Consider the following 13,415-nt stretch of genomic DNA (forward strand, 5'->3'; position numbering starts at 1 on the left):
CGGCGGCCGGCAGAGAGACTTCGAGACCCACGATAGGCCGGCCTCAAGCGATACCGAATCCGGCCGTCGACTACGACGGCTTCAGCATCGGCACCGTCGATGACAATGACGCCCCGCACCAGGCGACGCCGCCAATGAGGTCACGCGCCGCAAAGAACACCGGGTCCCATGCGGATGCGGACGGCCCCGATCAGGAAGATGGGGCGTTAAAGCGAAAGCTGATGATCTGCCAGGGCTGCAGATAGGACGTCACCGATCCTTAAGGGCGGACAGCAACTCTTTTCCCAACGGTCCGGCCGAAGCGGGGTTCTGCCCCGTGATGAGCCGGCCATCGACGACGACGTGAGGTTGCCAATTGGCGGCCGACGAGTAGTCGGCGCCCTCGGCCCTCAACGCGTCCTCGAGCTCGTAAGGCACATCATCGCGGGCGTAGTCGTATTCTTCCTTCCTCGAGAAGGACGTGAGCTTCTTGCCGCGCACGAACGGGGTGCCATCACCGAGGTTGACGCCGAGCAGCGCGCATGGCCCGTGACAAACAGCGGCGACGAGCTTGCCGGTGGTCCAGGCGCGCACGACGGCACTCTGGACCGTTGCATTGCGCTGGATGTCCACCATGGGCCCAAGACCGCCGGGCACCAGGATGGCGTCGTAGTCGGCAGCGTCCACCTCGGACAGTCTGCGACTGTGATTCAGGCGACGAAAGGCCTTGCTCGCGAGAAAATCTCTCTGGGCGGGATCTTTCTCGTCATACGCATCGTAGGGCGTCCATCCCCCGGCCGGGGATGCGAACTCGACCGCGACCCCGGCCTTGTCAAGCACTTCGAAAGGATGGGCGATCTCGGCGAAAAAGAATCCGGTCTTGCGGCTATGCGGACCGATCACGGCTGCGTTGGTGACGATGAAGAGGACATGCTGGGTCACGTTTTCTTCCTTTCGATGACGCCGTGTGGGGTCGCGCTGGTGCGACGCGGGGAACGCATCAGTTCGGACAGGGCTGCCCGACTATCTCGGGAACAACGTCGACGCTCCGGTTGATCCCGTTCACCCTGAGCTCGACCATGTCGATATGCCCCCCTTCGCAATGTCGACGCCAGCGTGCTTCGAGCATCCGTGACTGTCAAACCGAATCCCCTTTGCATCGGTGCGCGGTTTCAAATTCGCACGGCAACGATGACAGATGCCAATTCGGAAGCAAGCCGGATGCGGTGAGTTCCCTATTGCGACAGCAGCGCAGCGCATGAGTACGTCTCGTCGCGACATTCTGATCAATGGTGAGACGGCGCGGCGAATCTCAACGTCACGATGGCGCCCCGTCCTGCGCGCGCGTTCTGCATGGCTGACCTACCCGCCGGTGTGATCCACCGCGCTTTACGCCTCCTGAATTTCCTGATCCTCTCCCCGTAATCGCCGGATCAACCGGTCAAGCCTCAAGGGAGAGAGACGCCATGAAGCTCGGCACCGCCATTGCGGAAATCATGAGGCGCGAGGGGATCGAGATCCTCTGCGGCTATCCGGTCAATCATCTGATCGAGCATGCGGCGAAAGCCGAGATCCGCCCGGTGATGGTGCGGCAGGAGCGCGTCGGCATCCACATGGCGGATGCGATCTCGCGCGTGACCTCGGGACGCAGCATCGGCGCGTTCTGCATGCAGCATGGGCCCGGTGCGGAGAACGCGATGGGCGGCGTCGCGCAGTGTTTTGGCGAATCCGTTCCCGTGCTGGTGCTGCCGATGGGCTATCAGCGCCGGCTGGCGCATATCGAGCCGAACTTCAATTCCAGCGAGGCGATGAAGCCGTTCGCGAAATCGTCGGAGCCGATCATTCTGGCCGCCGAGGTCGCCAACATCTTCCGCCGCGCCTTCACCAAGCTGAAGAACGGCCGCGGCGGTCCCGTGATCGTCGAAATCCCCTCGGACATGTGGAACGAGGAGGTGCCGGAGCCGCTCGACTACACGCCGGTGCTGCGCACCCGCTACGGCGCCGACCCCGTGCATGTAAAGGAGGCGGCAGCCCTGCTCGTCAACGCCAAGCGTGCGGTGATCTATGCCGGCCAGGGCGTGCATTACGCGCAGGCCTGGCCGCAGTTGAAGCGGCTCGCGGAGCGGCTGGCGACCCCCGTCACCACCAGCCTAGGCGGAAAATCGTCGTTCCCGGAAACGCATCCGCTCTCGCTCGGCTCCGGCGGACTTGCGGTGCCGCGCGCGGTGCCAAAATTCCTCGCCGAGGCCGACATCATCTTCGGCATCGGCTGCTCCTTCACGGAAACGAACTTCGGCATCGCGATGCCGAAGGGCAAGACCATCATCCATTCCACGCTCGATCCCAACCATCTCAACAAGGATGTAGAGGCGAAGATCGGCCTGGTCGGCGACGCCGGCCTCGTGCTCGACGCGCTGCTGGAGGAGATCAGCAAGACCGTCACTGCTGATCGCGATGCGTCAGCGGTCGCGGCCGAGATCGCGGCCTCGCACAAGGAGTGGCTGGCGAAATGGATGCCGAAGCTCACCAGCAATGACGCGCCGCTCAGCCCGTATCGCGTGCTGTGGGATCTCCAGCACACCGTCGACATCGAGAACACTGTCATCACGCATGATGCCGGCAGTCCGCGCGACCAGCTCTCGCCGTTCTGGAAATCGGTAAAACCCCTCACCTATCTCGGCTGGGGAAAGACGACGCAGCTCGGCTACGGCCTCGGCCTGGCGATGGGGGCGAAACTGGCAAAGCCCGACAAGCTCTGCATCAACGTCTGGGGCGATGCGGCGATCGGCTTCACCGGCATGGATTTCGAGACCGCGGTGCGCGAGCGCATCCCGATCATGTCGATCCTGCTCAACAATTTCTCCATGGCGATCGAATTGAAGGTGATGCCGGTCTCGACCGAAAAATATCGCTCGACCGACATTTCTGGCGACTACGCCGCAATGGCGCGCGCCTTCGGCGGCTATGGCGAGCGGGTGACGAGGCCTGAGGACATCATCCCCGCGATCAAGCGCGGCATCGAGAAGACGAAAGAAGGCATCCCGGTGCTGCTGGAGTTCATCACCAGCAAGGAGACGGAGGTGTCGCGGCCGGGCACGTGAGGCAAGCCAGACGCTGGCTCCGGCCGCAGGGAATGTGATAATCCGCCTCGGTGCCGCGCCTGTCGCGGCATCAAGCCGGATTGCAAATGACCAACCTTTCCCATGACATCGCCGATGAGCTCGCAGCCGAGAATGCGCAGCTGCGCAACGCGCTGGCAACTGCGCGGGATCGCCAAAGCGCCAGCGCGGAGATCCTGCGGACCATCGCGGCCTCGCCCTCCGATGCCCGGCCGGTGTTCGAGGCGATCGCGTCGAGTTCCAAGCGCTTGCTGGACGGTTTCTCCGCAACCGTGCTTCAATTCATCGGCGACGAGCTGCACCTCGTGGCCTACACGCCGACCAGCCCGGAGGCCGACGAAGGGCTCAAGGCGTCGTTTCCGCGCAAGATCACGGAGTTTCCGACCTTTGCGCTGGTACGCGGCGGCGCGACGATCCAGTTTCCCGACAGCGAAGCCGCCGACGTGCCGCAGCTGAACCGCGATCTGGCGCGGCTGCGCGGCTTCCGCAGCGTGCTGTTCATGCCGCTGATGAACCGGGGCACGCCGGTCGGCATGATCAGCGTCACCCGCGCCGAGCCGGGCGCATTCGCACCCGACCTCGTGCAGCTGCTCCAGACCCTTGCCGACCAGGCCGTGATCGCGATCGAGAATGCACGGCTGTTCAACACGACGCGCGAGGCACTGGAGCGCCAGACCGCCACCGCCGATATTTTGAAGGTGATGGCGGCCTCGCCCTCGGACGTGCAGCCGGTGTTCGAGGCCATTGCGGCCAATGCCAACCGGCTGATCGGCGGCTTCTCCACGGCCGTGCTGCGCTATGTCGATGGCGCCGCCCACCTTGCCGCGTTCACGCCGACCGATCCGGCCGGCGATCGCGTGCTGCAGGCCTCGTTCCCGGTGCCGTTCGCGCAGTTCCCGCCCTACCAGCTCGTGGCCAAGGGTACGGCGGCGCAACTGCCCGACACCGAGCTCGAGCCGGCCGCCCGCGACATCGCGCGCGCCCGCGGATATCGCAGCATGCTGTTCGCGCCGCTGATGAGCGAGGGCGAAGCGATCGGCATCATCATCGCGACGCGCCGTGCGACCGGCGCCTTCACTGAGCATCATGTGCGGCTGCTGCAGACCTTCGCCGACCAGGCTGTGATCGCCATCAAGAATGTCAGCCTGTTCAATGCGACGCGGGAGGCGCTGGAGCGTCAGACCGCGACCGCCGACATCCTCAAGGTGATCGCGGCTTCGCCTGCCGACGTCACGCCGGTGTTCCAGGCCATCTCCGACAGCGCCAAGGCACTGATCGGCGGACATTCGTCCACCGTCACCCGCGTGGTCGACGGCAAGCTGCATCTGGCCGCCTTCACCACGGATAATGCAGCCGGCAATGCCGATCTGCTCAGCTCGTTCCCCGCACCGCTGTCGTCGCCAGGCATCCACAGCCGGGTCGCTCGAAGCGGAGAGTATGCCTTCCGCAGCGACATGCAGAACGAGCCTGATCTCACCGACGCCATGAAGGAGCTGGCGCGGACGCGGGGCTATCGCAGCATCCTCGCGGTGCCGATGCTGCGCGACGGCGTCGCAATCGGCACCATCGCCGTGACGCGGCCGCAAGCCGGCCAATTCCCGGACAAGGCCATCAACCTGCTCAAGACCTTTGCCGACCAGGCCGTGATCGCGATCGAGAACACGCGCCTGTTCAACGAGGTGCAGGCGCGGACGCACGAACTCGCAGAGTCACTGGAGCAGCAGACTGCAACATCGGAGGTGCTCAGCGTCATCAGCCGATCGGCCGGGGATCTCGCGCCGGTATTCGAGGCGATGCTCAGCAAGGCAATGCAGCTCTGCGGCGCCAGCTTCGGCGTGCTCAATACCTACGACGGCACGCAGTTCCGCACAGCCGCCACTTACGGACTGCCCCCCGCTTACGATGAATACCGGCGCAAGGCGCCCCTCAACTATGGTTCGGCCACCGCGCCCGCGCGGCTTTTGAAGGGCGAACCGTTCGTCGAAATTGTCGACCTGCTGGAGTCAGACGTCTATCGCAGCGGCGAGCCGAATGGTCGGGCGCTGGTCGATCTCGGCGGCGCCCGCTGCCTGCTCGCGGTGCCGTTGCTTCAGGATGAGCGTGTGGTCGGCAACGTCATGATCTTCAGGCAGGAGAGCCGACCGTTCTCGGAGAAGCAGATCACCCTGCTGAACCAGTTCGCAGCGCAAGCCGTGATCGCCATCGAGAACGCGCGGCTGCTCAGTGAATTGCGTCAGCGCACCGAGAATTTGACCGAGTCGCTGCAACAACAGACGGCGACTGCCGACGTGCTCAAGGTTATCAGCCGCTCGGCGTTCGACTTGCAGGCCGTGCTCGATACGCTGGTCGAATCGGCGGCGCGACTATGCGAAGCCGATATGGCGGCGATTACCCGCAAATCCGGCAGCTCCTATTTCCGGGCGGGCTCCTACGGCTTTCCAGCCAAATTCGTCGAATATGTAAGAGACCTTCCGGTCCGGCCGGATAGGCGCACCATCACGGGCAGGACTCTGCTCGGCGACAAGGTTGTTCATGTCACCGATGTGCTCGAGGACCCCGATTACTCATTTGAAGGCCAGGAATTGAGCGGCAATCCGCGTAGCTTCCTGGGTGTGCCCCTACTGCGCGAAGGCAGCACCGTTGGCGCTATTGTTCTCGCACGTCGCGCGATCCGGCCGTTTAGCGAAAAGCAAATCGAACTCGTTACCAGTTTCGCCGACCAAGCCGTCATCGCGATCGAGAATGTGCGCCTCTTCGACGAAGTGCAGGACCGCACCCGGGAGCTTGCGAAGTCGCTCGACGATTTGCGCGCGGCGCAGGATCGCCTGATCCAGACCGAGAAGCTCGCTTCCCTCGGCCAGCTCACCGCCGGCATCGCGCACGAGATCAAGAACCCGCTCAACTTCGTCAACAATTTTGCCTCGCTGTCCGCCGAATTGACCGACGAGCTGAACGAGGTGCTCGCGCCCGTGACACTCGCGGACGATATCCGCGGCGAAGTCGACGAGCTCACCGGGCTTCTCAAGGACAATCTCGGGAAAATCGTCCAGCACGGACGGCGCGCCGATTCCATCGTCAAGAACATGCTGCTGCATTCGCGCGAGGGCGGCGGCGAGCATCGGTTGAGCGACGTCAACGCCGTGGTCGAGGAGAGCCTCAACCTTGCCTATCACGGCGCACGGGCCGAGAAGCCGCAGTTCGACGTGACGCTCAAACGCGAGCTCGATCCGGCCGCAGGCTCGGCCGACGTGTTCCCGCAGGAGATCACGAGGGTGCTGCTGAACCTGATCGGAAACGGATTCCATGCGGTCGCCAAGCGCAAGGCGGAGACCGAGGCGGCCGGTTACGAGCCGGTCGTGACCGCCGCGACCCGCGACCGCGGCGATCACGTCGAGATCCGCATCCGCGACAACGGCACCGGCATCCCGGACGAGGTGAAGGAGAAGATGTTCAATCCGTTCTTCACCACCAAGCCGGCCGGTGAAGGCACCGGCCTCGGGCTGTCGATGAGCCACGACATCGTGGTGAAACAGCACGGCGGCACGATCGACGTCGCGACCGCGCCCGGCGAGTTCACCGAATTCACGATCGTGCTGCCGCGCAAGAGCAGCTTTTCAGACAAGCCCTGAGGACAATTTCGCCCGGGAGGCGTTTTGATGAATCTGGCGCGGTTCATTCGGCGACAACTCCTCTCGCTATCCGGCGTCGGCCTCATGCTTGGCGCGCTGTTCTTCGCGGCTGCACTGACGCCGACGCTGATCCCCAGGAGCTATCTCACCCAAGGCGTCCTCGCCGGCGGCTGCTTTGCGATCGGCTATTTCGCCGGCGTGCTGTGGCGGCGGCTGTGGCACTATCTCGAGCTGCCTGAGCCGTCGGCGCGCGCCAGATCGATTGCGAATGCGCTGGCGGCAGCCGCCTGCCTACTCGTCGTCATCGTCTTTCTGTGGCGAGCAGCCGAATGGCAGAACTCGATCCGCGCCGTGATGAAGATGGCGCCGGTCGAGACCGCGCATCCGCTCAAGGTCTGCATCATCGCCCTGATAACCTTCGTCGTGCTGCTGGTGCTGGGGCGGCTGTTCACGCTCCTCGCCCGCTTCCTCGCCGAGCATACGAGGCGCGTCATTCCGCGGAAGCTCGCCAACGTCATCGGCGTGCTCGCCGCGGGCCTGCTGTTCTGGTCGATCGCCAGCAATGTCCTGATCAACGCGGCGTTTCGCGCACTCGACTCCTCCTTCCGCGAACTCGACGTCCTGCTCGAGCCCGAGCGGCCGCAGCCGACTGATCCCGGTCGGACCGGAAGCCTGGCATCACTGGTGAAGTGGCAAGAGCTCGGGCGCATGGGGCGCCGCTTCATTGCCTCGGGTCCGAACGCAACCGAGATCAGCGCCGTCAGCGGAAGGCCGGCGCAGGACCCGATCCGGGTCTATGTGGGCCTCGCCGGCGGCGCCACCGCGCAGGCGCGTGCCAGGCTTGCACTCGAGGAGCTCAAGCGCCAGCACGGTTTTGATCGCAAGATCCTGATCGTCGTCACGCCGACCGGCACCGGCTGGATCGACCCTGCTGCGATGGACACCGTCGAATATCTCCACCATGGCGACGTCGCCAGCGTCGCAATGCAGTACTCCTATCTCAACAGCCCGATGTCGCTGTTGTTTCAGCCCGAATACGGCGCGGAGGCGGCGCGCGCGCTGTTCGCGGAGATCTACGGCTACTGGACGACGCTGCCGAAGGACAGGCGGCCGAAACTGTATCTGCACGGGCTCAGCCTTGGGGCCATGAATTCGGAGAAATCCGCGGAGCTGTTCGAGATGATCGGCGATCCCATCGCCGGCGCGCTATGGAGCGGGGCGCCGTTCGAGAGCCGCTTCTGGCGCTCGATCACTGCGAACCGCAATCCGGGATCGCCGGCGTGGCTGCCGGAATTCCGCGACAACCGCTTCGTGCGCTTCATGAACCAGAACGGACCGACGGTCCCCGCAGACGCGCCGTGGGGTCCGATGCGCGTCGTCTACCTGCAATATGCCAGCGACGCGATCACGTTCTTCGCTTATCGCGATGCCTACCAGGCCCCGGCCTGGATGAGCGCGCCGCGCGGGCCGGACGTGTCACCGGAGCTGCGTTGGTATCCGATCGTGACGATGCTCCAGCTCGCCCTCGACATGGCGGTTGCGACCAACACGCCGATGGGCTTTGGCCATGTCTACGCGCCCGAGCATTATGTCGATGCCTGGATCGCAGTGACCGATGTCCATGACTGGTCCGCCGGCGCGCTGGCGCAGCTCAAAGAGCAGCTTGCGGCGAAAGCGCGGAAGACGGGCGCGGGCAATGCCGACGACGATCCCGATCGCGGCGGCTAGAGCATGATCCGGAAAAGTGCGCAGCGGTTTTCCGAAGAGATCATGCTTAAACAACAACCTAAAGCGCGATGACGATTCATCCTCATCGCATCGCGCTTTAGGCGCCTACTCCGCCATCTCCACCGGCTGCGCCGTGGCGGGACCGGCCAGCGGCCGCTCCTCCATCGCGATCAGGCACAGCGCGGCGATGGTCATCAACGCCGTGGCGGCGCCGAACACGTAGCGGAAGGCGTGGCGCATGTCGTCAGCGGGGATAGCGACGGCGCCTGCGGCGTGGTGCTCGCCGGCGAGCGGCACGTCGATGCCGAGCGCGATCAGCAGGATCGCGGCGAACGCGGCGACCGTGAACGAGGACATCAGCGAGCGGAAGAAGTTCATCGCGCCGGTGATGGTGCCGACCTGCGGGCGCGCCACCGAGTTCTGCAGCGAGACGACGCACACCGGGAAGGTGGTGCCGAGCCCGAGCGCGAATGCCGCCATCAGTGTCAGCAAGCCCCACAGCGGCAGGGTGGTGAGCGTGAGGCCGAGGCCGCACAGCGCGGCCCAGGAGGTGCCGATGATCGCGACGCGCTTGTAGTGCTTGGCACGGGCCATGGTGCGGCCGGCGACGGCCGCGCCGACGGTCGAGACCGCCGCGAGCGGGATCAGCGCGAGGCCGGCCTCGCTTGCGCTCAAATGGTAGACCGACTCGTAATACAGCGGCAGCTGCACGGTGAGGCCGGTGATCGCCCCGAGCCCGCAGCCGCCGGCGGTCAGCGCGAACGGCGCCACCGATCCAGTCAGCAGCTTCAATGGCAGGAACGGCTCGTCGGCCCGCCGGGCGTGCCAGACGAAGCTGACCGCGAGCGCGACGGCGCCGCCCACCATCGCCAGCACGGTCGGCGACAGCCAGGGGTAGCGCGAACCGCCCCAGGTCAGCACCAGCATGAAGACGACGGCGGAGGCCATCAACAGCACGCCGCCAAGCCAGTCGACCTTGCGCTTGCGGTGGAACACCGGGATCTTCTTCATCTTCGGCAGCAGCATCACGATCGCCGCGGCCGCGAGCGGCAGGTTGATCCAGAAGATCATCGACCAGTGCAGATGCTCGGCGAACACGCCGCCGATGACCGGGCCCAAAATGCCGCCGACCATCCAGACGCTGGAGAAATAGGCCTGGTACTGGCCGCGCTCGCGCGGGGAGACGACGTCCGAGATCACGGTCTGCACGACCGGCATGATGCCGCCGCCGCCGAGCCCCTGAAGGCCGCGCGCCAGGATCAGCATCGGCATGTTCGGTGCGATCGCGCACAGCACCGAGCCCGCCACGAACAGGCTGAGCGAGATGATGATCATGACGCGGCGGCCGTAGATGTCGCTGAGCGTGCCGAACACCGGCGCCACCGCCGTCGAAGCGAGCAGATAGGCGGTGATGACCCAGGAGAGATTGGAGACGTCCTGGAACTGGCGCCCGATGGTCGGCAGCGCGGTCGCCACGATGGTCTGGTCGAGGGCCGCCAGGAACATCGTCAGCATCAGGCTGATGACGATGGTGCGGACCTCGTCCTGCGACAGCGGCACCGGCGGCGCGATGGACGGCGCGTCATCGACGCTGATGACCTCGCTCGGAAGCCGGGACAGCTCCTCGGCGATATCGTCAGGCAAAGTCTGGATGTCGGCAGAACTGCTCTGCCGGTCGAACTTGTTCATCTCGCTCGGACGTCGTGGGGCGGCGCAACGCCGCAAAGGATTCGTTCTATGCAGCCCAATGTAGACAGCAAAGTTTGTCCCAGGCAGACGCCGCGGCGCATGGGTGCATCCCGCCCCCGGGCCATCCCGAAGACGTGATCACCGCGCAAGACCTGACGACGGTTCAGTCCTTCGGACGTCGCTTCAGGCGGGCCCGTTTCGGCAGCAGGGCCGGCCATTGCACGATGTGGTCCTCGAGCTCCTCGTCCGGGATCTCGTCCTCGCTGCCTTCGACCCGGCCGCGCACGGAGACGCCGGCGTCATGCACGGTGTTGGGATCACCGGAGACCAGCGGATGCCACCAATAGAGATCGCGCCCCTCGGCGACGAGCTTGTAGCCGCAGCTCGGCGGCAGCCAGTTCAGGGTGCGGACATTGGCCGGGGTCAGGCGGACGCAGTCAGGAACCTTGTCGGAGCGATTCGGATAGTCCTTGCAGGCACAGCTGGCGCCATCGAGCAGCTTGCAGCCGATATGGGTGAAATAGATCTGCCCGGTGTCCTCGTCCTCGAGCTTGTTCAGGCAGCAGCGCCCGCAGCCGTCGCACAGGCTTTCCCATTCGCCCGCCGACATCTCTTCCAACGTCTTGGTTTTCCAGAAGAATCCTTCCTGGCCTGAAGGTCGTTTGGGAACTGCGGTCATGCGCCTCAACAAAGGTTCGAAAGAGCTACGGCTCAAGCCATCTAGGGCGTGCGGCCGGGGTGGTGCAAGCAAGGCGCCTTTGAGGCCCGTAATGACCCGGGGTCAATTAGGCCTGTTGTTCAAAATCGCGAGCCTGACCATTGGTTTATGGGCCCCGCTCGGCTAGAAGGAACAGCAAGTCCCTCGGATGCTGGCCGGGCGCCTTGGGTTTGCCGCAACATTCCCCCAAGACGTCTCGATGCCGCCCCCGACCGGGTGCTTGAACGCTTTCGAACCAAGCCTCAAGGGTTCTAGGTGCGCCAGATCATACCACCGCATTGGAAGCAGAAGGTCCGGAATTTCTTCCTGGACCTCGATGCGCGCATCGACTCCTCGCTGTTCTCCTCGGCCAAGGGCATCCGCGAGCTCTACGAGCGCTACTCGACCTTCATGGACCGCTTCTATGTCGGACGCTGGAAGCGCTGGGTGTTCATCGAGCCCCTGTCGGAGGCCGCCACCCTCGGCCTCGGCGGCCTGGTCGTGATGCTCACCCTCGCCATCCCCGCCTTCCGCGAGACCGCGGACGAGGACTGGCTGAAGAAATCCGATCTCGCCGTGAGCTTCCTCGACCGCTACGGCAACCCGATCGGCAGCCGCGGCATCAAGCACAACGACTCGATCCCGCTGGAAGACTTTCCGGACGTGCTGATCAAAGCGACGCTGGCGACCGAGGACCGCCGCTTCTACGAGCATTTCGGCATCGATATCGCCGGCACCGCGCGCGCGCTCGTCACCAACGCGCAAGCCGGCGGCGTCCGCCAGGGCGGCTCCTCGATCACCCAGCAGCTCGCCAAGAACCTGTTCCTCAGCAACGAGCGCACCATCGAGCGCAAGGTCAACGAGGCCTTCCTCGCGGTCTGGCTGGAATGGCGCCTGACCAAAAACGAGATCCTCAAGCTCTATCTCGATCGCGCCTATATGGGCGGCGGCACCTTCGGCGTCGACGGCGCGGCGCATTTCTACTTCAACAAATCCGCGCGCGACGTGACGCTGGCCGAAGCCGCGATGCTCGCCGGCCTGTTCAAGGCCCCGACGAAATACGCACCGCACATCAACCTGCCCGCCGCCCGCGCCCGCGCCAACGTCGTGCTCGACAACCTCGTCGATGCCGGCTTCATGACCGAGGGCCAGGTGTTCGGCGCCCGCCGCAATCCGGCCTTCGCGGTCGATCGCCGCGACGAGGCCTCGCCGAACTACTATCTCGACTACGCCTTCGACGAGATGCGCAAGCTGGTCGAGACCTTCCCGAAGTCGTACACCGAGCGCGTCTTCGTGGTGCGCCTCGCCATCGACACCAACGTGCAGAAGGCCGCCGAAGACGCGGTCGAGAACCAGCTGCGCCAGTTCGGTCGCGATTATCACGCGACGCAAGCGGCGACCGTGGTGTCCGATCTCGACGGCGGCATTCGTGCCATGGTCGGTGGCCGCGACTACGGCGCCAGCCAGTTCAACCGCGCCACCGACGCCTATCGCCAGCCGGGCTCCTCGTTCAAGCCCTACGTCTACACCACCGCGCTGCTGAACGGGTTCACGCCGAACTCGATCGTGGTCGACGGCCCGGTCTGCATCGGCAATTGGTGCCCGCAGAACTATGGCCATTCGTATTCCGGCTCGGTGACGCTGACGCAGGCGATCACGCGCTCGATCAACGTGGTGCCGGTGAAGCTGTCGATCGCGATCGGCCAGAAGGAGCAGCCGAAGGCGCCGAACCCGGCCAAGATCGGCCGCGCCAAGATCGTCGAGGTCGCGCGCCGCTTCGGCCTCAAGGCGCCGCTGCCCGACACGCCGTCGCTGCCGATCGGCTCGGACGAAGTCACCGTGCTCGAGCACGCCGTCGCCTACGCGACCTTCCCCAACCGCGGCAAGGCGGTGACGCCGCATTCGGTGCTCGAAGTGCGCACCGGCGCCGGCGACCTCGTCTGGCGCTGGGACCGCGACGGCCCGAAGCCGCGGCAGGCGATCCCCGCCTCCGTTGCCGCCGACATGGCCGGCATGATGAGCCACGTCGTCAGCGAAGGCACCGCGCGTCGTGCCGCGCTCGACGGCATTCCGACCGCGGGCAAAACCGGCACGACCAATGCGTATCGCGACGCCTGGTTCGTCGGCTACACCGGCAATTTCACCTGCGCGGTCTGGTACGGCAACGACGACTATTCGCCGACCAACCGCATGACCGGCGGCTCGCTGCCGGCGCAGACCTGGCACGACATCATGCTCGCGGCGCATCAGGGCGTCGAGGTCCGGGAGATCCCCGGCATCGGCATGGGCCAGAAGCTGCCGCCGCAGCATGTGAGCAACGCGCAGGCCAATGCGGCGCCGAAGGTGCTGGAGACCAAGCCGGGTCCGCCGCCGGTGCTGACCAAGCGCGGCGCCGACATCCTGGTGCGCGTCGAGAAGCTGCTGGATGACGCCGCCAAGACGGCAAAGAAATCGGCGGATGCCGACACCAAGGCGGCCAGGCCGCCCTCGGCGACGAGCGCGCTCGCCTTCCCGCAGAACTATGCGGAAGAGAATGCCAACGCCTCCGCCCCGCGCAAGAACTGATCGAAACAA

At 65.2% G+C, this 13,415-nt stretch carries 7 protein-coding genes; 4 read left to right on the forward strand and 3 right to left on the reverse strand.

Going from position 1 to position 13,415, the window contains the following annotated elements; genetic code table 11:
• Positions 1–249 precede the first annotated feature (249 nt).
• Entirely contained in the window at positions 250–921 is a 672-nt protein-coding gene (locus tag GGD62_RS18540) for a type 1 glutamine amidotransferase domain-containing protein (RefSeq protein WP_092256502.1), read from the reverse strand.
• Between the two features lie 482 nt (positions 922–1,403).
• On the opposite strand from GGD62_RS18540, the gene GGD62_RS18545 reads away from it, so the two are divergent.
• The 3 genes from GGD62_RS18545 (at position 1,404) to GGD62_RS18555 (ending at position 8,455) form a co-directional block, all read left to right on the forward strand.
• Positions 1,404–3,080: a thiamine pyrophosphate-requiring protein gene (locus tag GGD62_RS18545; RefSeq protein WP_312014272.1), complete on the forward strand. Its 1,677-nt coding sequence runs from the start codon at positions 1,404–1,406 to the stop codon at positions 3,078–3,080.
• Between the two features lie 86 nt (positions 3,081–3,166).
• Entirely contained in the window at positions 3,167–6,727 is a 3,561-nt protein-coding gene (locus GGD62_RS18550) for a GAF domain-containing protein (protein WP_183709386.1), read from the forward strand.
• Between the two features lie 27 nt (positions 6,728–6,754).
• Positions 6,755–8,455, forward strand: a complete 1,701-nt coding sequence (locus GGD62_RS18555; RefSeq protein ID WP_183709389.1) for an alpha/beta-hydrolase family protein — start codon at positions 6,755–6,757, stop codon at positions 8,453–8,455.
• Between the two features lie 105 nt (positions 8,456–8,560).
• Here the strand turns inward: GGD62_RS18555 and GGD62_RS18560 are convergent, their stop codons facing one another.
• Together GGD62_RS18560 and GGD62_RS18565 are read right to left on the reverse strand one after the other, a co-directional pair.
• A complete protein-coding gene (locus tag GGD62_RS18560) occupies positions 8,561–10,144 on the reverse strand; it encodes an MDR family MFS transporter (RefSeq protein ID WP_092256511.1) in 1,584 nt (527 codons plus the stop codon).
• A 163-nt stretch (positions 10,145–10,307) separates the two neighbouring features.
• The gene (locus tag GGD62_RS18565; RefSeq protein ID WP_091953116.1) at positions 10,308–10,823 is read right to left on the reverse strand and encodes a YcgN family cysteine cluster protein; all 516 of its coding nucleotides are present in this window, start codon (positions 10,821–10,823) and stop codon (positions 10,308–10,310) included.
• 294 nt (positions 10,824–11,117) lie between these two features.
• Here GGD62_RS18565 and GGD62_RS18570 point away from each other — a divergent pair, with 294 nt between their 5' ends.
• On the forward strand, positions 11,118–13,406 hold the full coding sequence (locus GGD62_RS18570) for a transglycosylase domain-containing protein (protein ID WP_092256514.1): 2,289 nt from the start codon (positions 11,118–11,120) through the stop codon (positions 13,404–13,406).
• The last annotated feature ends 9 nt before the right edge of the window (positions 13,407–13,415 follow it).

The sequence above is a fragment of the Bradyrhizobium sp. ERR14 genome, assembly GCF_014198235.1.
GTDB lineage: Bacteria > Pseudomonadota > Alphaproteobacteria > Rhizobiales > Xanthobacteraceae > Bradyrhizobium.

Bases quoted from the DNA above. Each gene is read 5' to 3' on its own strand.
- GGD62_RS18565 (WP_091953116.1), bottom strand. From the start codon at position 10,823: ATGACCGCAGTTCCCAAACGACCTTCAGGCCAGGAAGGATTCTTCTGG.
- GGD62_RS18560 (WP_092256511.1), bottom strand. From the start codon at position 10,144: ATGAACAAGTTCGACCGGCAGAGCAGTTCTGCCGACATCCAGACTTTG.
- GGD62_RS18550 (WP_183709386.1), top strand. From the start codon at position 3,167: ATGACCAACCTTTCCCATGACATCGCCGATGAGCTCGCAGCCGAGAAT.
- GGD62_RS18555 (WP_183709389.1), top strand. From the start codon at position 6,755: ATGAATCTGGCGCGGTTCATTCGGCGACAACTCCTCTCGCTATCCGGC.